The 22505-nt window shown below is 44.5% G+C and carries 23 protein-coding genes; 6 read left to right on the top strand and 17 right to left on the bottom strand.

The window, feature by feature from the left end; translation table 11 throughout:
• Nucleotides 1–73 precede the first annotated feature (73 nt).
• Together ACIFOT_RS26300 and ACIFOT_RS26295 are read right to left on the bottom strand one after the other, a co-directional pair.
• Nucleotides 74–403, bottom strand: a complete 330-nt coding sequence (locus tag ACIFOT_RS26300) for a KGG domain-containing protein (RefSeq protein ID WP_430070031.1) — start codon at nt 401–403, stop codon at nt 74–76.
• A 100-nt stretch (nt 404–503) separates the two neighbouring features.
• Nucleotides 504–1439, bottom strand: a complete 936-nt coding sequence (locus ACIFOT_RS26295) for a magnesium transporter CorA family protein (protein ID WP_430070029.1) — start codon at nt 1437–1439, stop codon at nt 504–506.
• A gap of 130 nt (nt 1440–1569) precedes the next feature.
• On the opposite strand from ACIFOT_RS26295, the gene ACIFOT_RS26290 reads away from it, so the two are divergent.
• Together ACIFOT_RS26290 and ACIFOT_RS26285 are read left to right on the top strand one after the other, a co-directional pair.
• Nucleotides 1570–1839: a hypothetical protein gene (locus ACIFOT_RS26290; protein ID WP_430070026.1), complete on the top strand. Its 270-nt coding sequence runs from the start codon at nt 1570–1572 to the stop codon at nt 1837–1839.
• 50 nt (nt 1840–1889) lie between these two features.
• Complete coding sequence (locus ACIFOT_RS26285; RefSeq protein ID WP_430070023.1) at nt 1890–2594, top strand: TrkA C-terminal domain-containing protein; 705 nt, start codon at nt 1890–1892, stop codon at nt 2592–2594.
• Between the two features lie 22 nt (nt 2595–2616).
• On the opposite strand, the gene ACIFOT_RS26280 is transcribed toward ACIFOT_RS26285, so the two are convergent.
• Both ACIFOT_RS26280 and ACIFOT_RS26275 read right to left on the bottom strand, forming a co-directional pair.
• Entirely contained in the window at nt 2617–3897 is a 1281-nt protein-coding gene (locus ACIFOT_RS26280; protein WP_430070020.1) for a hemolysin family protein, read from the bottom strand.
• A 70-nt stretch (nt 3898–3967) separates the two neighbouring features.
• Nucleotides 3968–5467: a mechanosensitive ion channel gene (locus ACIFOT_RS26275; protein WP_430070017.1), complete on the bottom strand. Its 1500-nt coding sequence runs from the start codon at nt 5465–5467 to the stop codon at nt 3968–3970.
• A gap of 235 nt (nt 5468–5702) precedes the next feature.
• Here ACIFOT_RS26275 and ACIFOT_RS26270 point away from each other — a divergent pair, with 235 nt between their 5' ends.
• From ACIFOT_RS26270 to ACIFOT_RS26260, 3 genes are all read left to right on the top strand, one after another.
• Entirely contained in the window at nt 5703–5936 is a 234-nt protein-coding gene (locus ACIFOT_RS26270) for a hypothetical protein (RefSeq protein WP_430070014.1), read from the top strand.
• Between the two features lie 66 nt (nt 5937–6002).
• Nucleotides 6003–6173: a CsbD family protein gene (locus ACIFOT_RS26265; protein ID WP_430070011.1), complete on the top strand. Its 171-nt coding sequence runs from the start codon at nt 6003–6005 to the stop codon at nt 6171–6173.
• Nucleotides 6174–6237: 64 nt separating this feature from the next.
• On the top strand, nt 6238–6873 hold the full coding sequence (locus tag ACIFOT_RS26260; RefSeq protein ID WP_430070008.1) for a general stress protein: 636 nt from the start codon (nt 6238–6240) through the stop codon (nt 6871–6873).
• A gap of 88 nt (nt 6874–6961) precedes the next feature.
• Here the strand turns inward: ACIFOT_RS26260 and nuoN are convergent, their stop codons facing one another.
• From nuoN to ACIFOT_RS26195, 13 genes are all read right to left on the bottom strand, one after another.
• The gene (gene nuoN / locus ACIFOT_RS26255; RefSeq protein ID WP_430070005.1) at nt 6962–8473 is read right to left on the bottom strand and encodes an NADH-quinone oxidoreductase subunit NuoN; all 1512 of its coding nucleotides are present in this window, start codon (nt 8471–8473) and stop codon (nt 6962–6964) included.
• 6 nt (nt 8474–8479) lie between these two features.
• The gene (locus ACIFOT_RS26250) at nt 8480–9985 is read right to left on the bottom strand and encodes a complex I subunit 4 family protein (protein ID WP_430070002.1); all 1506 of its coding nucleotides are present in this window, start codon (nt 9983–9985) and stop codon (nt 8480–8482) included.
• The gene (nuoL, locus tag ACIFOT_RS26245) at nt 9982–11853 is read right to left on the bottom strand and encodes an NADH-quinone oxidoreductase subunit L (protein WP_430069999.1); all 1872 of its coding nucleotides are present in this window, start codon (nt 11851–11853) and stop codon (nt 9982–9984) included. The genes ACIFOT_RS26250 and nuoL overlap by 4 nt, the downstream gene beginning before the upstream one ends.
• Nucleotides 11854–11928: 75 nt before the next feature.
• Nucleotides 11929–12243: an NADH-quinone oxidoreductase subunit NuoK gene (gene nuoK, locus ACIFOT_RS26240; RefSeq protein ID WP_223594854.1), complete on the bottom strand. Its 315-nt coding sequence runs from the start codon at nt 12241–12243 to the stop codon at nt 11929–11931.
• Nucleotides 12240–12758, bottom strand: coding sequence for an NADH-quinone oxidoreductase subunit J (locus ACIFOT_RS26235; protein WP_430069996.1), 519 nt, complete (start codon nt 12756–12758; stop codon nt 12240–12242). Before ACIFOT_RS26235 ends, nuoK begins: the two co-directional genes overlap by 4 nt.
• Entirely contained in the window at nt 12755–13174 is a 420-nt protein-coding gene (nuoI, locus tag ACIFOT_RS26230) for an NADH-quinone oxidoreductase subunit NuoI (RefSeq protein ID WP_223594858.1), read from the bottom strand. The genes ACIFOT_RS26235 and nuoI overlap by 4 nt, the downstream gene beginning before the upstream one ends.
• Before the next feature lie 93 nt (nt 13175–13267).
• On the bottom strand, nt 13268–14272 hold the full coding sequence (nuoH, locus tag ACIFOT_RS26225) for an NADH-quinone oxidoreductase subunit NuoH (RefSeq protein WP_430069993.1): 1005 nt from the start codon (nt 14270–14272) through the stop codon (nt 13268–13270).
• Nucleotides 14272–15372, bottom strand: a complete 1101-nt coding sequence (locus ACIFOT_RS26220) for an NADH-quinone oxidoreductase subunit D (protein WP_430069990.1) — start codon at nt 15370–15372, stop codon at nt 14272–14274. Before ACIFOT_RS26220 ends, nuoH begins: the two co-directional genes overlap by 1 nt.
• Before the next feature lie 3 nt (nt 15373–15375).
• The gene (locus ACIFOT_RS26215; RefSeq protein ID WP_430069987.1) at nt 15376–16776 is read right to left on the bottom strand and encodes an NADH-quinone oxidoreductase subunit C; all 1401 of its coding nucleotides are present in this window, start codon (nt 16774–16776) and stop codon (nt 15376–15378) included.
• A 3-nt stretch (nt 16777–16779) separates the two neighbouring features.
• Entirely contained in the window at nt 16780–17289 is a 510-nt protein-coding gene (locus ACIFOT_RS26210) for a NuoB/complex I 20 kDa subunit family protein (protein ID WP_223594862.1), read from the bottom strand.
• A complete protein-coding gene (locus ACIFOT_RS26205; protein ID WP_223594863.1) occupies nt 17280–17654 on the bottom strand; it encodes an NADH-quinone oxidoreductase subunit A in 375 nt (124 codons plus the stop codon). The genes ACIFOT_RS26210 and ACIFOT_RS26205 overlap by 10 nt, the downstream gene beginning before the upstream one ends.
• A 444-nt stretch (nt 17655–18098) precedes the next feature.
• Nucleotides 18099–19520 (bottom strand): aldehyde dehydrogenase family protein, encoded by a 1422-nt coding sequence (locus ACIFOT_RS26200; protein ID WP_430069982.1) that lies wholly within the window; start codon nt 19518–19520, stop codon nt 18099–18101.
• Nucleotides 19517–20851 (bottom strand): aspartate aminotransferase family protein, encoded by a 1335-nt coding sequence (locus tag ACIFOT_RS26195; protein ID WP_430069979.1) that lies wholly within the window; start codon nt 20849–20851, stop codon nt 19517–19519. Before ACIFOT_RS26195 ends, ACIFOT_RS26200 begins: the two co-directional genes overlap by 4 nt.
• 182 nt (nt 20852–21033) lie before the next feature.
• On the opposite strand from ACIFOT_RS26195, the gene ACIFOT_RS26190 reads away from it, so the two are divergent.
• Complete coding sequence (locus ACIFOT_RS26190) at nt 21034–22428, top strand: sigma-54 interaction domain-containing protein (protein WP_430069976.1); 1395 nt, start codon at nt 21034–21036, stop codon at nt 22426–22428.
• The last annotated feature ends 77 nt before the right edge of the window (nt 22429–22505 follow it).

The following is a 22505-nucleotide window of genomic DNA, read 5'->3' as shown; positions in this document are numbered from 1 at the left end:
AGAAGCTTGCACGAAATTGTGCAAGCTCTGTGTTTTGGGTCGTTTCCCTTGATTTGTCGTTGTTTCGATAAATTTATTCGTTGTCCCGCTGATAGTTCCGCGATTCTCCGCCCTTCTGGCCAATTTCTTGATAGAATTCTTTATCATGATTCTCGGAGGTCGCTTCTCCGCCTTTTCGACCAATCTCTTGGTAGAATTCCTTGTCATGATTCTGGGCTGTCGCCTCGCCGCCTTTTCTGCCAATCTCCTGATAAAATTCTTTGTCATGGTTCTCGGAGGTTGCTTCCCCGCCTTTTCGACCAATCTCTTGATAAAAATCTTTGTCATGATTCTCGGCTGTCGCTTGTCCACCTTTGCGTCCTCGTTCTTCCATGCTCATGTTCTGATCATTTTTGCGGTCCATCTTGAATTCCTCCTTCAGTTTTTGTTGTAAGGTTAACTTGTTGTAACCTTATGTTCATGTAGTACCACCATTTTTTTCGTTCAAAACCTTTTTTCTAAATTTATTTAAAAAATGAACCTCTTTTTCTTCCTTTTAAGAGATCTCCTGTCCAGCCTTTGACTTTCAAATACCCATAAAGCAAGACGGTCGAGACCATTATGATAATGATGGAAATGAGGTAGCCGTGCTTCCACTCGAGTTCCGGCATATACTTAAAATTCATGCCCCATAATGCCCCATACGCCATAATCGGAGTGAAAATGATGGTGATGACCGTTAGGGTTTTCATAATCTCGTTTCCCCGATGGGAGGAAATCACTTCTTCTAGATTAATGATAGAATCGACCTCATGTTCATATTCGTTGAGCAGCTCCATCGCCCGATCGATTCGCCTGCAAGTACGCGTAAAGATCTCCCCATTGGAGGTATCTTCAAAATTAGCTTCCTCTATGGCCATCCTTACTTCCTTTATGGGGATCAATAGACTTTTCCAAATTAATAGTTCATGCCTGCGTGCATACACTTTTTCGAGAATTCCCGTTTCATTTCTTTTTCGAATGCTCCAAATCAATGTTTTGAGCGCATCCTCAAACTGATCGATTTCTACTAACATCTCATTCATCAGTTCCCCGAGGAAAAATAAAAATCCATCTACGGCATTTTCCGTCCGATTAATTCGTTTAACAAGAGAATCAGAATTGATATGTTTAAGGGCCGAAAACTTAAGGTCCACCGTTATCATGCGATTGGCCGTAATATAAAAATGAAAGATATGATAGTCCTCTTCCACGTCAAAGTTCTGCTTATAAATAAGCGAGCCTTGGACGACTTTTCCGCCACTCTCATCCACTTTGATTCTGAGGCAATTTGTTCGATTATTCAGCAGCTGCCTTAACCACTCACCGTCGTCCTTTTTAATAAGCGGTCTGATTTGATCGATGTCGTTTGCGGAAAATTGATGCCATTCCCACTGTTTAAGGCGGTTATCGGTTTCCATAGATTCTCCTTCCCGTGACATGTTTTCCTATTTTGTTTCCCAATTTTGGAAAAAACAAAACATAGTAAGGATGTTTCAGGATGCCAGAAATGGGGTATTCAAAAGGTAAATAACCAAAGGAGGCATGATCATGAAAGCCACGTTACCGATTAAATCTATCATCGTTGTAGGATTAGGGGCATCTGCTGCTGTGTGGTTATCCTCTAAGCCAAACAGAATCAAAGCCGAGAGCAAACTTAGAGAATTAAAGTGGAAAATCAAACCAACTCCCTTTCATAAAAGCGAAAATCTCCCGATTGAAAAGGGTGGAAACCCTCATCCGCATGATTTAGAAGATCATAACATGGTCGATGAGGGTGCCTTGTATTCCGTGAAGTTTTTTAATGAAAAAATGCAGTAAATGGTGGTTGGGGCATAATTGCCCCGCCCCATTTTTTGTGAGGTGGAAAAATGAATTTATTCTTTTTATTCATCTATTTCATCATCATTACAGTGGTCATCGAAATTCATGTGATTTTATTTCAGTTAACTGGCCTTAAAGTAGAGGTCTCTAGGTTTCAGGTCATCTCGATGATGACAGGGACAGGCTTTACCACGGGGGAGTCTGAATTGATTTTAGGCCATCCGATACGCAGGAAACTGGCCGCTTTCCTCATCCTCTTTGGGGCCTTCTCCCTTGCCGTGATTATTTCTTCTATTAGTAATTTTCTAACGAACGAACTGAATATGAAAGAAGTATTATCTGTTGCCGGGTGCGTTTTGCTGACTTTCATTGTATTAAAACTGGCATGGGTGCAAAAGATTTTGTCCTTAATCTTTAACCGCAAGCTGGTGTACAATATTGAACTTGGCGACATGCCTGTGCGTGATGTATTTTTAACAGATAAACAAGATCATCTGCTAAATCTCCGAATCTATGAAGAATCTCGTCTGGTCTCGAAAACGCTTGGTCAATTTATTCACGGGTACGATCAAATGGATATTGCTGTCTTGTTTATCAAAAGAGGAGACTTGAAAATCAGGAGAAAACTATACGATACGAAGATACACGAAGGTGATCAGATATTCATATTCGGTGATAAACGGGCCATAATCGACCAATTTAAAGATGATATCAGCATTATGGAGGCAAAATTAAAGACAAAAACAATATAAAAAAAGCATTAGAGCGCATCCTCTAATGCTTTTTTACATTTAAATACAAAATCTGATACCCTTCCATCTCACTGACAGTAAACACATATCCACCTGCCTCCACCGCTTCCCCAACTTTAGCGTCATGATTCTGCGTAAGAAACCAGCCGCCGATGGTATCGATATCTGGATCAGATAGGTTGGTACCCAGTAATTTATTTACGTTTTCCACTAACACTTTCCCGGCTATTAAAAACTCATTATCCTTCATTTTTCGGATATCTGCCACTTCCTCGGCATCAAATTCATCTCGCACTTCACCAACGATTTCCTCCATAATATCTTCAACGGTCACTAACCCCGAAGTCCCTCCGTATTCATCGATGAGAATGGCCATATGAGAACGTTCTGTTTGCATTTTTACCAGTAAGTCATGAATAGGGATGGTTTCAATCACATGGATAGCGGGCTTCACAAGCTGTTCCAACCGCCATTCCTCCTTTTTCCCGGCAGTTAGCAAAGCTTTGACGTTAAGAATACCCAAAATGTTATCTTTATCCCCATCTACTACCGGATAGCGGCTAAATCTTTCCGCTCTCACTAGGTCGAACACCCTACCCAGTGGTTCGTCCACTGGTACACTGCTGATTTCCCTACGAGGCACCATGATTTCTTTGGCGATTCTTTCATCAAACTCAAATATATTGTTTACATATTGAAATTCATTCTGATTGATTTCTCCCTTTTGATAGCTTTCCGACAATAGCAAGCGAAGCTCTGCTTCAGAGTGAGCACCTTCATACTCTGATGCAGGTTTCAGGCCAAAGATACCCACAAGAAACCGTGCCGAGCTGTTTAACAACCAAATAAATGGATACATGATTTTGTTAAACCAGATGATTGGTACAGCGAATAGCAGCGCAATCGCCTCGGCTTTTTGAATCGCCACGGACTTAGGGGCTAATTCACCTACCACAACATGAAAAAACGTGACGGCTGCGAATGCAATCGTAACTGATAAAACACCGGCAAACGCGTCGTCCAGATGAAGCGCATGAAGCAATGGATGCAATAGTTTTTCCACTGTGGGTTCCCCCAGCCACCCAAGTCCAAGGGCCGTAACGGTAATCCCCAGCTGGCAGGCCGATAAATATTCATCCAGATGTGTAACGACCCTTTTAGCTGAAACCGCCCCCTTTTTCCCTTTCAGGATTAATTCATCAATTCTGGATGGACGAACTTTTACGATGGCAAATTCGATAGCGACAAAGAATCCCGTTAATCCGATTAGAAGGGCAATTACCAGTAGCTTTATGACCATCATAAGCGTCATCACCCCCTATTTTTTTAAAAATAACAATCCGAAATCTATTAAATTTCGGATTGTTACCAGCTTAAATTCTATTATTCTCATCTAATTTATTGTCGAGCTTACGTAAAGATTTGGAGGCAAAGTCTTTCCCTCCGAGACCGAAGGCCAGGCCAAACGCTAAAGCTAATCCGCCTAGGACAAGGATAAAGGCTGCATTGACGATTGAATGGGCGACACCCATTTGATCCAAGGCCATAAAGATGGTGATGGTGAAAATAGCATATTTAGCTACCGAGGCAAGTGTACTAGAGTAGCTCGTCTTTAAAATATTTCGCAAGAGACGTTCGGCTAAAATTCCGACATATAAACCAATCCCCAGAATCACTAGTGCCGCAAACAGCATTGGTAAATAGGCAATCACACCTGTGGCGAGTGAAACTAAGAACTCTAATCCCACAATTTGCAGGGCTTCCACTGTACATAATAAAACGACCACGATTTTTGCCAGCAAGCCAACAATTTGCGAAAGCGTGTATTTTGATTGTTCAGGAGTTAAGGATCCTATCCCCATCTGATGAAACAAACTATCAAACCGTAATCGCCATAGCATTTGTGCGACTAATTTTTCGACCCATTTTCCAAGCCAAACCCCTGCTAGAATCAAGAAAACCGCGACAGCGATGTTTGGAACCAGTGCTATGACGTTATGAAGCATCGCAACAGCTGGTCCGGAAACTCCTTTAAGATCCATTTTCTCTAATGCAGTGATGATGGTCGGTATTAAAATGAGGATAAACGCGATATTTCCGACAATACTTGAAAGGCTTGTCCCTTCCATTTTCATTCCAAAGCGATCACTAAGCTTCTCCGTCCCAATGCTCGTTAAGAAGTTTGTCAGGATATCGCGGACGATTTTTGCAATCAGCCAGCCGACAAAGACTATTAGAGCGGCTGCAAATAGTTTAGGTATAAAGGAAAGTAAACCAGTAAGGATACCTGTGACCGGCTCCGAAATCCCTTCCATATTTAAAGCTCCCAGCACTCCAGGCAGGAATAATAAAAGCACAAAGTAGAAAACAGCTTTAGCGATACTATTTATTTTCCTCACAGCATGATTTTCGTCTTTTGCCATACCCCATTGTACGAACATGCGTGCTAAATGGACCATGGAAGCCCCTTTCATAAAAAGCTTGCGAATGACGGTCGCCACCACCCAGGCCAGCAGTAAAATCAGTGCCGCTTTCAGCACGTTTGGAATAGCCCCCGTTATGGACGATAGCATTTGAACGAGCGGTGCCGCAATAAAGCTTAGGCTCAATATATTGAAAAAGATGGTCCAAACAATAACCAATAACAGATAGTAAACAATTTTTCCGACAATCATTTCAGATGGATATTTTCTTTTACCTATGTTTGAAAAAAACTTATCATCAAAGCTTGTTTTCTTTAAAGCCGCTTCCACAGCTTTTCCGATGCTTTTGGCGATTAACCATCCTATTAATAGTACTAGTAGAGCCAAGATTAAGTTGGGCAGCCGGTCTGTGTATATGTACCAGCCTGCCAAGATGTCATTCAGTCTCATATACCTCTCTCCTTTTCTCTCATTTAGTTTGCTAGAACTTGTCTTGCTGCTAGATATATAACCCTTTATGGAAAAATGAAACCATTTTTGTGTTAAACTCTGTTATTGATTTGCGCTCCAATCAATCTGTAAAAAAATGACCAATGGTTTTATTTTGAAAAAAATGAAGTTTGGATTTATTTTTAACCGGGAACATAGGATGTGTACGACAAAACTAACCGAAGGAGTGTTAAGGATGAGTCGGAATAAAACATTATTAGTGAGCGGACTTGCTGCTTTATTTACCTTTGGTGGATTGGCCGGGTGCGGTGATGGCGTGGACCAAGATAATGGGATAAGTGACGGAGAGCAAAAGGACCAGCTCGACATTGGAACGAAAAATGACATCAAATGGAAGATCAATGATGCGAAAAAAAATATAAAAGAAGGCTTGAATAATGTCGAGAAAAAACTCGATGAAGAATTATAGGATTAATAATTTCCCCTTAGGAGAAGCGAACCTATTGAGACAAAAAAATTCTAGGAGGCTATCAATATGAACAAAGATAAAATAAAAGGAAATTTTGATCAGGTAAAAGGAGAAGCGAAGGAGCAAATGGGCAGATTAACCGATGATCATTCCAAGGTGGCAGAAGGCAAGCTGGATAAGGCAAAAGGTAAATTACAAGAATCTTATGGGAAAGTTAAAGAAAATCTATCAAAATAATGTCAAAAGCAGCAGCTTCTTTCTAAGAATCTATATACACATTAATTTAGAGGAGGAACAAAACATGGACAGGCATGAAAAAAAGGTTGCAGGTGTTTACGCATCGGAACAAGAAGCGATTGAAGCTGTTGAGGATTTGATTGCGCAGGGATACCGTAAAGATGAAATCTCCGTGATCGGGAAAAATCTTAAACATGTGAATCATGTTACAGATGAAACAGGAGCAGCTGCTGAAGATGCGGCGGCCACTGGAGCCATTACAGGAGGCACCGTCGGCGGTGTAACAGGTTTATTAGTAGGAGTTGGTGCACTTGCTATCCCTGGTGTTGGCCCAATCATCGCGGCAGGTCCGCTGGCAGCAACCTTAATAGGGGCGTTAACAGGGGCTGGCCTTGGTGGAATAGCCGGAGCACTGGTAGGGCTGGGAATTCCGGACGATGAAGCAAAATACTATGGAAACTCCGTAGAAGAAGGAAAAATCTTGGTCTTGACTGAAAAAAGGCATACCTCTGATATCAATGATCGAAATTATCTCCCTGATAGAGAAATTGAGCATGCTTCGGCATTGAGGGAAGAAAAAAATGGGTCGATGGCACGTAACATGGAGGAAATGCGGAAGCTCGGCAAGGAAATGGACCAGTCACAATCAGAGACGGAGCTTAAGGAAGAAAATAAAACCCCAGATCCTATACAAAAATAAACATACGGCTTTCAGCCACAAAAAAAGAAGAGGCTCCCCAACCTCTTCTTTTTCAATAAATTACCCCTTATATTTAACCACCTAAACCTTAGCTAAAAAAATCAGCCAAGATGTCTAAGTTATTGTTCATAAAATCTAATGCGATGTTTGGCATAACGCCGAACAGCACGCTTCCTACGACAGCGACAATCAAGACAACAAGAATGCTTGCTGGAATCTTGAACTTGTCTTCACTTGCTGACGGGCGGAAGAAGATTTGTGTCATCACGCCGAAATAGTAGAAATAAGACACGACTGTTGTCGCAATCATGATAGACGCTAATACATAATGCGGAGTACCTGCAAACGCCCCGATAAAGATGTTCAATTTGCCGATAAAGCCGGCGGTTCCCGGGAAGCCTGCCAAGGAAATCAATAAGATCCCCATCACAACAGCCAAACCTGGAGAACGGCGGTATAAGCCTGCAAAATCCGTAATCTTAGCCGAGCCAGTCTTTTCTGTCACAATCTGGATTACCGCAAATGCTCCAAGGTTCATGAACAAGTAAGCAAGCAGGTAGAACCAGATGGAATAGAACATATTGGACGATAAGGACGTTAACGCCACTAGGATATAACCGGCATGGGCAATACTGGAGTAGGCAAACATTCGTTTAATGTTCGACTGCTTTAATGCCACCACGTTACCGATGATCATCGTAGCTCCCGCGATAAACGCGATATAATCCTGCATGTCGAGCAAAATTGGCATGGAGCCTGGACCCTTTGTTGTCGCAGCACCAAATACCGTTAACAGAATTCTGATGACAATCACAAAACCAGCCGTTTTGGAAACAACGCTTAGGAACGCAGTAACCGGTGTCGGCGCACCTTGGTAGACATCCGGTGCCCACATATGGAACGGCGCTGCAGCCAATTTAAACGCTAGACCCACGAAAATCATCAAAAATGATAAACCAAGCAAGTAAACATGCTGGCCGTCAGTTAGACCTGATAGGCTTTGCGCAATCGCCAGCAAATTTGTAGATCCGGTTAATCCGTACACATAGCTCATCCCGAACAACGTAATCGCAGTGGAAATTCCGCCGTTGATGACGTATTTCATCGCTGATTCGTTCGACTTCAGGTTATGCTTGCGGATGCCAGCTAAAATATAAGAAGAAACAGATAACAATTCTAGTCCGATAAATAACGTGATTAAATCACCGCTGGAGGCCATGAACATTGCACCGAGCAGCGCTGTTAAGAACAGATAGTAAAACTCGCCGCGGTACTCTTCCATGCCATCCTTCGCTTCATAGCTGACGGCAAGGAACATAACCAGTCCTGCACCGCCAAGGAGCAGCAATTTAAAGGCAATCGCAAAACTATCAAGGCGGAAGGTATCATCTAAAATTGAGACAACCGCACCGCCCGCTAAGCCTGCAACGGAAACGATTGCCGCCGCGATCGCAGCAATGCCAATCCAGCCGAGGATGCGCCGATCCTGCCCCTTCGGCATAAATAAATCCATAATGGTAAGAAGTGCAGCAACACCAAGGATGATGAACTCCGGCGTCATGACACTCCAGTTAAACTGACTCAATGTCTCAAAACTCATCCTTCATCACCCTCCCAGCCCTGGCATGATAGTCTCAAGTGTGGCTTGAAGCGGTGAGCTTAGAACACTTGGGTAAACACCGATTAACACGATTAACAACATAAGAACGACCACTGGCACGAATTCAACGCCTTTCAGGTCAACAACACCGGTAAATTCGCGGTGTGACTTGCCAAACGTCATGCCAAGCACAGCGCGAAGCAAGTACGCTGCCGTCATAATGATGCCGATTGTACCAACGGCCGCAAGCCAAGGCATTTCTTTGAAAAGCCCTAGGAACGCCATGAATTCGCTGACGAAGCCAGACATACCTGGAAGACCAAGTGAGGCCATTGCTCCTGCTAATAGGAAGCCCCCCGCTACCGGCATTCCCTTCGCCATTCCGCCAAGATTTCCAATCAAAGATGTATCGGTGCGTTCGTATAACACACCCACTAAGAAGAACAATAAGGCCGAAATCAAACCGTGTGAAATCACTTGGAAAATCGCTCCTTGAACCCCAGCCTCATTCATTGCCGCAAGTCCGATGAGTACGATTCCCATGTGAGAAATTGACGAGTAAGCCAAAACCATTTTAAAGTCTGTTTGAATGAACGCAAGGAACGCTCCGTAGAGAAGGTTAATCACTCCAAGGACCGCAATCAGCGTCGCAAGAGTATTAAACTGCTCGGGGAATAGCCCCATTCCAAAACGGATTAATCCGTACGCACCAATTTTTAAAAGAATACCAGAGTGAATCATGACGACTGGCGGCGGTGCCTGTACGTGCACACGCAGCATCCAGCTGTGCAATGGAAAAATCGGTAATTTTACTCCAAAAGCGACCAAGAGGGCAATCAGGAGGCCAAGCTTTAAGTCCCCAGAAACCGGTGCACTTGGGTCTGCCAGAATATCTTTTAAAATATTGATATTAGTTGTGCCTGTTTTGGCAAACAGAATCATGATCACGATTAGAAGGACCGCAGAGCCCAAACCGTTATAAATCAAGAAGCTGTAGGCCGCTTTTTCTTTTTCAAAATAACCCCATTTTCCGATTAAGAAGAACGTCGGAATGAGTGTAACCTCGAAGAAAATGAAGAATAGAATTAAGTTTTCCGCTGTGAACACGCCAAGCATGCCTACTTCTAATAGAAGGAACAGCATGAAGAAGCCTTTCCATTCTTTTTTCACATAACGGGCCGCAATCGACGCGAGCGTTGCCACTACCGCTGTAAGCACGACTAACAGCAGCTGGAAGCCACTTAACGCTAGCTCGTAGTTTACGGCGAAGTATGGCGCTTCGACATTCATGCCGCGGAAATGAATCCATTCCACTGACACGCTGAAATCACTCAAATGTTTACCGGCAAGATAGTGAGCATAAGCCGCTAGTGATAACAACAATGCCGGCAGGGTGGCCAAAAAGCCTACCAACTTGATCGATTTTTCCTGATCTTTTGGCATGAACGCTATAACGGCGATACCTAGTAAAGGGGAGAATACTAGGATTGAAAGAATAGCATGTAAGTTCATCGTAAGTACCCCCCTGTTAATGCATAGATGACGGCAAGTAACGCTAATCCGATAAACGCCACTGCTCCGTACGTCTGCACTTGGCCGGTCTGCATTTTTGAACCTGTTGCTCCAAGTCCTTGGACAAAGCCGGCGATTCCTTTGACGATGCCTTCAACAAGGAAGGTATCGATGAAACGCAGGAAGTAGCTGATTCCTTTTGTAATCGTGACAATTGTCAGTTGATAGAATTCGTCGACGTAATATTTGTTTAATAGAACGGTATGCAGCATATCGCCGCTTCCGCTCAGCCAATTGCGGGAAACGGAACGTTTTCCGTAAATTAACCATGCAAGGTAGATTCCGAGTAAGGAAACAACGGTTGCTAGAATCATAATCCAAACTGGACCTTCGTGATGGCCGTGGCTTGCAAGTGCATCATTGCCATCAACGAGCCAGTCGCCAAGGAAGGTTCCAAACCAAGGTGTGTTCACATAACCAGCAACCACAGCCAGAACGCCAAGGATGATCATTGGGAATGTCATCACAGATGGTGACTCGTGAACATTTTTCTGAGTGCCGCGTGCTTCACCAGTGAATACCATGAAGAACAGGCGGAACATATAGAATGCTGTAAAGAATGCCGCGACTAGAGCAAGGACGAAAAGAACCGGATGTCCGCCTTCCCAGGCCGCTGCTAAAATTTCGTCTTTACTGAAGAAACCGGATAATAACGGCACACCGCTGATCGCCAGTGTTCCAATTAGAAATAATGGTCCAGTGAGCTTAAGCTTTTTCCAAAGCCCGCCCATTTCTTCAATATCTTGTGTGTGTACCGCATGAATGACAGAACCAGCTGCCAAGAACAAGAGTGCCTTGAAGAACGCGTGCGTCATCAGGTGGAACACACCAGCCACATAACCAGCAGAACCAAGGGCGAGCATCATATAACCAAGCTGGCTGACAGTTGAATAAGCAAGTACTCGTTTAATATCAGTTTGCACAAGACCAATGCTTGCTGCAAAAATTGCAGTAAAGCCGCCGATGACGGCAACGGTCATAAGTGCGGTATGGCTTGCTGAGAACAATGGGAAAAGTGATGCAACCAAGTATACCCCGGCGGCAACCATTGTCGCTGCGTGGATTAACGCCGAAACTGGTGTTGGACCTTCCATCGCATCCGGAAGCCATGTATGGAGCGGGAACTGACCCGATTTACCAACTGCCCCAATGAAAATCAGGATCGCCGTCAACGTGATCATCGTGCCTGACACCTGACCAGCGTCGACCGCAGCAAAGATATCGCTGTATTCAAAGCTTTTTGTCTGCCAGAAGAGCAGCGCCATGCCGATAAATAGGCCAACATCCCCGATACGAGTCATGATAAACGCCTTTTTCGCGGCTGCCTTTGCTTCTTCTTTGTAGAAATAGAAACCGATTAATAGGAAGGAACCGACACCTACTAGTTCCCAGAAGATATACGTTTGCAGCAGGTTTGGCGAAATCACCAGACCAAGCATGGCAAAGGTAAATAATCCCAGGTAGGCATAAAATACATGAAAGCGCTCGTCCCCGTGCATATAACCTTTGGAATAGGTATGTACCAAGAAACTGACGAGCGATACGATAAACAGCATTAATGCATTTAATTGATTCACTTCAAAGCCCGCTGTTATATGAAAATCTCCTATCGTGAGCCAGTCAAACTTCGTGACGTAGGTTGGCTCTGAAAAGCGCTGAAATAACACTAAAATCGAATAAATAAGCGATGCCAGCGTAAGTAGAATCCCAACATACGCACTCGCTTCCTTCAATCGCTTACCGAATAGAAGAAGGATCAAAAACGATATTAGCGGGAAAAGCGGTATAAGCCATGCATTTTCCATCATTTTCTCCTATCCGTGCCTGTCACCACCCGAATTTTGTCTCATCTTCGAGGGAAAGCGACTGGCACCAAGGTTTTTTTAATTTTTCATTGTGTCCATTTCGTCGATGTTGACGGTTTTCTTAGTGCGGTATAGTGCGATAAGGATCGCAAGACCAACCGCTGCCTCCGCCGCGGCAACGCTAATCGCGAACAGGGCAAAGATTTGGCCTGTAATTGATGGCGCCATGCCGTATTTGCTGAAGGTTACCAGGTTAATATTCACGGCGTTCAGCATTAATTCGATCGAAATGAGAACGATAACCGTGTTTCTCTTTGTCAATGCACCGTATAAGCCGATGCAAAATAAAATCAGTGCTAGTGCCAGGAAGGCTGAAGCGGGAACTGAACTCATTCCTTATCCGCCTCCTTATCCTCTTTTTTCGCCAAGACAATGGAACCAACCAATGCAACTAAAAGTAAAACAGAGACTAACTCAAATGGAATAATATGTTTTGAGTACAGTGCCTGACCAATTTGCATTGTGTTGTTTTCATGCAATGTGGTCGGAACTTGATCAATATTGAAATTGTAGATGCCAAGGTAAACGGCAAAAGCAAAGCCCAGTATACCTAAAAACAAAAGGAACTTTCTCCATTTGCCTGCTTTTGATTCACTTTCATCGTTATGCCTCGTTAACATGATGCCAAACAGCATAATGATCGTAATGGCACCGGAATAAATTAAGATTTGCACAGCTGCGACAAATTCCGCGGACAGCAGCACATAAATTCCGGCAATAGCTACGAACGTGAAGATGAGGGCAACGACCATATGAACAACTTTGGTAAGGTTCAAAAGAAGCACGCCGCCGATGATCGCCACAAGTGCGAGTCCCATAAAAGCGAGAAATTCGCCTGAGAAGGTCATGCTTTATTCTCCTTCCGTATGTTTTCGTCGTTTTCATCCAACCATTCGAGGTTTTTAAATAACATATCGCGACTGTATTCAGCGAGCTCGAAATTATTCGTCATGATAATCGCTTCTGTCGGGCAAACCTCCGTACATAGGTCACAAAGGATGCAAATCTCGAAGTTGATGTCATACGTATCGATGATTTTCCCTTTTTTCGCCGGATCGGGATGTTTTTTACCTGTCAGGTTGATACATTCAGTCGGACAAATGTTCATACATTGATTGCACACAATACACTTTTCCGGATAAAACTTCTGAATCCCGCGGAAGCGGTCCGGCAGTGGAAGCGGCTTATTTGGATAGTCATAAGTGACTTTTTCACGCGATAATTGTTTTAGGGTATATTTCAAGCCTTTTGCTATTCCAAGCACGTTTTTCACCCCTTTTACCTTTTAAAAATTGTTATTGCAGCCAGTGTATCGCTAGGCGATACGACCTTTCGAACACAATCTAATGATTTCTTTTTAGAAAAATAATGATTTAATCAAGGCTGTCAGGAAGATGTTTCCTAGCGCCACTGGAAGCAGCACTTTCCAGCCGAACTCCATTAAACGGTCAACGCGGAAACGCGGCAGCGTACTGCGGAGCCACAAGTATACAAAGATGACCACACAGAACTTAAGTGAGAACCATACCGCACCTGGAATAAAGCCAAGGAACGCAAATGGCGGCAGCCAGCCTCCTAGGAAAATGACTGTAATCAGGGCCGACATGGCAAATAGATACACATACTCCGCCAGCATGAAGAAGGCAAAGCGGAAGCCGGAGTATTCAACGTGAAATCCTGCGACAAGCTCGGATTCCGCTTCCGGCAAGTCAAACGGCGTCCGGTTTAATTCGGCAACCGAAGCAATAAAAAACACAATAAAGCCAATCGGCTGCAACAGGATGAACCAGCCGCCCTTTTGCGCATGGACGATATCATTTAAATTTAAGCTTCCTGATAAAAGAATGACACCAAGAACGGACATAACAAGCGGGATTTCATATGAAATCATCTGAGCCGCTGCCCGCGCGCCGCCTAAAAGGGCGTATTTGTTATTGGAGCCCCAACCGCCAAGCAAGGCACCAAAAGTCGTCAAACCAGAAACCGCAATATAATAAAGCAAGCCCACCCCGATATCCGCAAATTGAAACTTATCAGTAAACGGAATCGTTGCCAGTACCATGAAGGACGGGGCAAAGGCAATGACTGGCGCCAGGATAAATAACGGACGGTCTGCCAGTTTCGGAATAATGTCTTCTTTCAGTAAAAGCTTCAAAACGTCAGCGACGGTCTGCAATAAGCCCCAGTTACCGCCAAGCTGGTTTGGACCGTGGCGGAGCTGCATGTAACCCATGACCTTCCGCTCGGCTAAAATCCCATATGTTACGAAGCCTAATACGACTAACAGCAAGACAACCCCTAGTAAAAAGAAGATTGCAAAGTTGGCTAAACCTGGACTCGAATGGAGTAGATCTTGTACCATTAACCGTCCACCTCCCCAAGGACAATATCAACTGCCCCTAATATAGCAATCAGGTTTGCAATATTTTCACCTACTAATAATTTCGGGAGAATTTGCAGATTATAGAATGATGGTCTTCTAAACTTCAGGCGATACGGTTCTTTTTTGCCGTCGCTTGAGATATAACAGCCAATTTCGCCGCGTGGTGATTCAATTCTGACAAACGCTTCACCTTTAGGCGCCTTAATGATTTTCGGTACTTTTGCTAAAATTTCACCTTCCGCAGGGAATTGTTCACAAGCCTGCTCAAGGATATTTAATGATTGTGAAACCTCGCCCATACGCACCTTATATCGTGCCAGGCAGTCGCCGCTTTCCTCGGTCACCACGTCAAAATCAAATCGGTCATAAATGGAATATGGCTCATCTTTACGGAGATCCCACTTCACGCCTGTACAGCGAAGGTTTGGACCGCTCAAGGAATAGTTAAGTGCGTCCTCTTTCGTGTATGTTCCTACACCCGTTACCCGGTCTAAAAAGATTTCATTTCCAGTAACAAGATCATGATAACCCTTTACTTGTTCGCGCATATACGGTACAAAATCCCGTACTTTTTCCACCCAGCCTTCCGGAGCATCCCACTTTACGCCGCCAACACGCATATAGTTGAAGGTCAAGCGCGCCCCTGAAAGTTCATTGAGCATATTGATAATCATTTCACGGTCGCGGAATGCATAGATGAACGGGCTCGTCGCACCAAGGTCCAGCAGATAGGTGCCCCATGCCACAAGATGGCTGGCGATACGTCCCAATTCCATTGCCATGACGCGAAGGAAGTCGGCGCGCTCCGGAACTTGGATCCCCATCATCGTTTCGACCGCATGACAGATCACATAGTTATTCGTCATCGCTGACAAATAGTCCATCCGGTCGGTATAAGGAATTATTTGTGTGTATTGCAAATTCTCGGCCAATTTTTCTGTACCGCGGTGTAAGTAACCGATGACAGGCTTTGCTTCCGTAATGATCTCGCCATCGATTTTAACTACAAGCCGGAATACTCCATGCGTACTCGGGTGCTGTGGACCGACGTTTAATAGCATTTCTTCTGTTCTGATCACCCGCTACACCTCCACATCATACGGTTCATAATCTTTACGCAGTGGATGGCCAACCCATTCTTCTCCAAGCAAAATCCGATGCAAATCCGGGTGTCCGGTAAACTTAATTCCTAATAAGTCATATGCCTCGCATTCAGGCCAGTTGGCGCCTGCCCAAATCGGCTGCAAGGATTCAATTGTTGGTTCATCACGGTCTATCTTCACTTTTAGCGCCACCGATTGGCGATTTTTGTATGAGAATAAGTGAACATATACTTCCATATGCGTCACAAAATCCGTTCCGTGCAGCTCAGAGAGATAATCAAATCCGAGAAGCTCATTATATTTTAAAAATTGAGCCAGCTTAAAATATGTATCACGCTTTGCCACAAGGGTCGGAACATCTTTGGATAGTTTATTAATATAAGAATCTTCTAAAGCATCAGCACCCAGATTTTCAATAATTACCTTCACATATTTATCTAAATATGGCTGATTGACTGAAGGTGCTTCGGTCTCTGATGCGGCTGGCGCTGTATCGCCCGCTTTCCCTGACGCTGCAGCTTTCGCTTTGGCTGCCGCCGCTGCTTTGGCCTTCGCTACAGCTGCTGCCTTGGCTTTCGCTTTTTCATCATCAGTTGCGTCCGCTCCTGTATCGCCACCCGATACGGCCGCTTTCGCCTTTGCCGCCGCTGCTGCCTTCGCTTTGGCTGCTGCCGCTGCTTTGGCTTTCGCTGCTGCTGCCGCCTTTGCTTTGGCTTTTTCATCATCAGTTGCGTCCGCTCCTGTATCGCCACCCGATACGGCCGCTGGGACCTCGCCGCCGGCTAGCTCCATCGCTTTTCGTTTCGCCGCTGCTGCCGCTTTGGCTTTCGCTACCGCAGCTGCTTTTTTCTTTGCTAAGTCGTCTTCGCCTGCATCGGCCGCGCTTTCTGCAGCTGGTGCTTCCGTTGCCGCCTGGGCTTCGCCGCTTGCCTTCTCCATCGCTTTCCGTTTCGCCGCTGCCGCTGCCTTGGCTTTTGCTACGGCTTCTGCTTTTCTTTTTGCAAGATCATCAGCTTCGTTCGATGAGCCCTGCGGTGCGGCCGTCACTTCTGCCGGAGCTTGTGCTTCTTTAACCGGTTCAGCTGGCTCATCCACAATGCCTTCTCGCTTCTTCTTCGCTAGTGCAGCCGCCTTCGCCTTCGCTGCCGCTGCTGCTTTTTTCTTCGCTAAATCATCGGCATTCCCGCCAGTTGAAGCTGTTACTGCTGCTTGAACCGGTTCAGCTGCTTTCGGTGCCTCTTCGTCCGGTGGCTTTGGCGCTTCGGCTGCTGGTTTCGGCGCCGCTTCGCCTGCCTTCGCCTGACGCTTCGCAAGTGCCGCAGCCTTCGCTTTCTCAGCTGCCTCTTTCTTTAATTGCTCGAGATCCTTTTCCCCGCTCATCGGTTAGATCACCTTCTTCCCAGTCTTCGCCTCATAGCGAATCTTTTCCTTTAATTTATTAATTCCATAAATTAATGCCGCTGGGTTCGGCGGGCAGCCTGGAATATACACATCAACAGGGACGATTTGGTCGACTCCCTTAACAACGGAATACGACTTGATATACGGTCCGCCTGCAGTTGCACATGACCCCATCGCAATAACCCACTTTGGCTCCGGCATTTGATCATATAAACGCTTTACAATCGGCGCCATTTTTTTCGTCACTGTACCAGACACAATCATGCAATCCGACTGTCTTGGCGACGTACGGAAAAAGGAACCAAAACGGTCCAAGTCATAATTCGCGCCGCCCACGCCCATCATCTCAATCGCACAACAAGCCAGACCAAATGTCATTGGCCACAAAGAATTACTTCGAGCCCATGCCTTAATTTGCTCCAGCGTCGCGAAAAATACATTACGTTCTAACTCTTTCATTTCCTCTGGTGAAAGGTCCAATTTTAAATCCATTTTAGCACCTTCTTTTTCCATGCGTAGATTAAGCCAATTACCAGCATAACCACGAAAATTAACATCTCGACTAATGCAAATAGTCCTAACTTATCATAGGCCACCGCCCATGGATATAAAAACACCGTCTCCACATCAAAAATAACAAACATTAGGGCAAAAATATAATAGCGGACATTGAACTGTACACGGGAATCGTGAAATGGCTCAATACCGCTCTCATATGTGGTATACTTCGCATCATCAGGCTTATGCGGACGCAGAAGCTTACCTAAATATAACGCCACCACCGGCAGCAACACCCCAAGACATAGGAACACAAAAACTATCAGATAATTATTCTGATATACATTCAAAAGTTCCATGTCTATCCCCTCCAATGTTGAAAATTTTCATACTTATGAATATTGTAACCGAATTCATTATAGCATTGTTACAAACCCCTGTCGACAAGCCTTATTGATAAAAATTGGTATTCTACCGCCGCGAAAATTTCCCAATTTAAAGCCTTGGGAGCTCGCTCACAGAAAGGCCTTAAATTGGGGAATTTTTGCAAGCTTTAGTGTCAGCGGAAGCGCATTGAAATTCGACAACAACACCTATTAAACACCAAAATAAGAATTTAATCAGTGAGATTTGTCATTAATTGTTCACCTTTTTTCAACCTTTTAAGAATAATCTCCACTCTGGCCAACCCTTCCCCTACAATCCTATTCCAAAAACTGCTTTTCATGCAGTTTTCAAGTCAACTTGTCTTTAAAAAGTAGAAAAAGGCCAGGCTAAACGCCCGGCCTGACACAATAAAATAATCAATTCCGATTAAATATAACCAGTTTCTTTTCCGTCATTTCCTCAATGGCATACCTCACGCCTTCGCGGCCCACTCCGCTTTCCTTTACTCCGCCGTACGGCATATGATCAACTCGGAAGGTTGGGATATCATTGATCAGCACTCCGCCGACATGAAGATTTTCTGCCGCATCAAGCGCCGTATGGATATTGTCTGTATAAATACCTGCCTGTAAGCCATAGCGGGAATCATTGACCAAGGAAATCGCCTCATCTACATCCTTCACCTTATTAATCAGAACAATCGGCGCAAACACTTCCTGGCAGGACACTTTTTGTGATGGATCAGCCTCTAAGAGAACTGTAGGCAGCAGGACATTGCCTTCTGCTTGACCTCCAAGCGCCACCCTGGCCCCTTGATGTACTGCTTCATCAATCCAGGACAGTGTCCGTTCTACGTCCTTCGGGTTGATTAAAGCAGAAATATCGGTTGAGGGCTCCAATGGACTCCCGATTTTCAAGCTTTTCGCTCTTTCCACAAATCGGGCGACAAACTCTTCATAAAGCTCTTCGACCACGTAAATCCGCTGCAAAGAAATACAGACCTGACCTTGGAAAGAATAGGCGCCCATGACACAGCGCGGGATGATCTTATCGAGATTTACCCCTTTGTCGATAATGACAGCGGCGTTGGACCCAAGCTCCAAGGTGACCCGCTTTAATCCAGCTTTGTTCCGGATGCCGATACCTACAGCAGGGCTCCCCGTAAAGGAAATTTTGCTGACCCTCTCATCTTTGACAATCATTTCGCCAATCAAGGAACCGCTTCCCGTCACTACATTCAGAGCGCCAGCAGGCAATCCTGCTTCCGCAAAAATTTGCGCGATAAAAAAAGCTGACAGCGGCGTTTGATTCGCAGGTTTCAGGACGACAGTGTTTCCAGCTGCCAAAGCAGGGCCTACTTTATGGGCGACTAGATTCATCGGAAAATTAAATGGGGTAATCGCTCCAATCACACCAATCGGCTCCAGAACCGTATAGGCAACACGGCCTTCCCCGCCAGGCGCGGCATCAAGCGGAAGCGTTTCACCATAAATCCTTTTTGCTTCTTCAGCAGCAAATTTATACGTTTGTATGGTCCGCTGAACCTCCCCCATTGCGGTCGTGACAGGCTTAGCCGCCTCCAGCGCAATCAACTCTGCAGCTTCCTGTGCCCGTTCCTCCAGCAAACTTGCTGCCTTTTCTAAAATCAAGGCACGCTGATGGCTCGGCATTTTCGCCATCGTTCTTCTTGCTTGATACGCAGCCTCTATAGCTTGATTTGCCTCCTCTTCATCTGCTGCCGGAACAAGGGCAATTTCTTCTCCGCTATAGGGCGATACCAATGACGTATACTTTTTGGCTTCTTTCCAATTCCCATTAATATATAAATCCTTTTTCATCCCCTCATCCCCTGCTTAATGGTGTTTTCCACTGCCAATATGGTCTCTGATAAAACCTTCATCATTTGTTCCATTTCTTCTTGGTTAATGATTAATGGCGGGGCAAATACAATCGTGTCCTGGCCATCAAAAACGACGGCACGGACTACCACTCCTCTTTTAGCCGCTTCCGAAACAATCAATGGAGCGAGCGGAGAGGCGAAACGTTCGTTTGTTTGCCGATCTTTCACAATTTCAATTGCCCCCATCAGACCAAGGGCTCTTACGTTTCCAATGATCCCATGTTTGCTTTGCAGCTGCTTAAATCCTGCCAGCATTTCCACACCCATTTGCTTGGCATTTTCAATCAGATTTTCGCGTTCCATGATTTCAAGATTTTTCAAAGCCACACTGCAAGCCATCGCATGGCCGCTGTAGGTGTACCCATGCAATAACGTGCCTGTAGAGAGCTCTTTAAAATCCTGGTGCATTTTTTCTGAAATCATCACACCTCCCAGCTGGGCATAGCCGCTTGTTACGCCTTTTGCAAAGCACATCATATCAGGCGCAACGTCATAATGCTCAATTCCAAAATAGGTGCCTGTCCGCCCAAATCCTGTTATGACTTCATCCGTAATCCATAATATTCCGTATTGGTCGCAAATCTCCCTGACTTCTTTGAAATAGTGTTCAGGTGCAATATGAACGCCGCCGGCACCCTGAACTGGTTCAGCAACAAAAGCGGCAATTGTGTCAGCGCCTTCTTGTTCGATTAACTCGCGTAATGCGGACGTTGAAAAATGATCTACATAATAAAAATCAGGTGCTAATGAATTCGTAAAATCCCGAAACGGCTTTAAACCGGTTGCGCTCGTTGCCCCCATCGCCACCCCGTGGTAGGATCTCGATCTTGTGATGATTTTCTTCTTTTCCGGCTGCCCCTTTAATATCCAATAATGCCGGGCAAGCTTATAAGCCGTATCATTCGATTCCGAACCTCCTGAAGTAAAAAACGTTGCCGTTAAATCCCCCGGTGCGATTTCTGCCAATTTCGCTGCCAAGCGGATGGCTGGTTCATTACTGTAGGTTGAAAAACATGAGTTAAACGCTAATTTTGACATTTGTTCCATCGCTGCTTTTCCAATTTCATCCCGGCCATGCCCAATGTTCACATTCCACAAAGAAGACATGCCATCTATAACCCTATTTCCTTTGATATCTTCCAAAAATACACCTTCACCCTTTGTAAAGATAAAGCCAGGGCCATCTGCCTGTTGCTGCTGGATCGGTGATGTCGGATGTAAAAAATGCTTTTTATCTAATTCTTCTAGTTCCTTGATGTATTTTTCCATGTTCTAAACTTCCTTCCCCAAAAAGTAGTTTTGCTATTTTACAATGCAAAAAGCATGCCAACTTTTTCGGTCCGAAAAATCGTTGTTTCAGGAAAGATTTGATTTAATTTTTAATCAATATTAATTTAATTATTGATTAATTGTCCGATTTGATTAAGAATTTAATCAAGGAGGTTTTTTGAATGAACGAAAAAGTAAAACTCGAGCTCGATAAGATCATTGAAACCTCAAACAACAACATTACGGTCACCGATGAGAAGGGCATCATTTTGCGCTCCAATCCGGAGCATTGGGTCATGTATGGGTTAGAACCCGGGTCCTACATCGGAAGGTCTGTCTATGATTTGGAAAAAGAAGGAATTCTCTCCCCTTCGATTAATGCCCTTGTGTTAAAAGAGAAAAAAATTGTCCGCATTCTGCAGCATACCAAATCAGGAAAAGTGGTCATGTCGGCGGGTTACCCTGTTTTTGATCAGGAAGGGTACCTAATCAGAGTCATCAGCTACAGCCAGGACCAAACAGAGATTGTCAAATTGCAGGAACAATACAGCCAGCTCGAGGCAAAAATTGCGGGGTTTCAAACAGAAGTAGAGGTGCTGCGCGAAAAAGATGCCAGTGACCGGCCTATTCTTTTTAGAAGCACCAGCATGCAGCAAATATTTAAAACACTCCAGCGGGTAGCCGCAACTGATGCTGCGATTTTATTTTTAGGAGAATCAGGTGTCGGGAAGAGTACGCTGGCCCACTATATTCATGACCAAAGCAATCGTCATAAGGAACCTTTTATTGAGGTAAATTGCAGCACCATCCCTGAATCTTTATTTGAATCGGAGATGTTCGGCTATGAGCCAGGTTCCTTTACGGGAGCACAAAAAGCAGGAAAACAAGGCTTGATTGAGCAAGCAGACCAAGGGACTCTTTTTTTAGATGAAATTGGCGAGCTTCCGCTGAACATGCAGGTAAAATTACTTAAAGTCCTTCAAGAGAGAAAGTTCATGCGCATTGGCGGAAAAAAAGAGATTCAGGTCAATTTCCGGCTGATAACGGCCACGAATCAAAACTTAAAACGGATGGTGGACGAAGGCAAATTCAGACTGGACTTGTACTATCGATTAAATGTCATTCCCATTCACATTCCTTCGTTAAAGGAAAGAAAAGATGACATAACGATTTTGTTAAAGCATTACCTGGAATTACTGAATGCCAAGTACAACGAGTCTAAAAAATTGCACGCATCCACGTATGACTTGTTAATTGATTATGAATGGCCGGGAAATGTCCGGGAAATGGAGAATTTACTGGAACGGATGATCCTGACGATTGAGGATGATATGATTTTGCCCGAACATCTTCCTTTTGACTTTAAGAAAAATATGAAGGATTCCACATGGGTTTTTGCGAAGGATAGTATCGAAAAAAGGAATTTAAAAGAAGTGCTGGAGGAAGTAGAAATCGAGTTATTATCAAAAGCTTACAGAGAGTGCAACACCACCTACGAAATGGCGGAATATTTAGGCCTCAGCCAGCCTACTATTATTTATAAATTAAAAAAGTATAAAGATAAGCTTTCTATTTAATATAAAGGCTCTGTTAACTTTGGCTGTTGATTTCCGCTCCAGGCGCTCGCTTTCCACGGGCGTGCCGGTGAGCCTCC

Source organism: Neobacillus sp. NRS-1170 (genome assembly GCF_050468025.1).
Note: the sequence above shows the minus strand (reverse complement) of the source record. Positions and strands in the feature narration are given on the sequence as shown.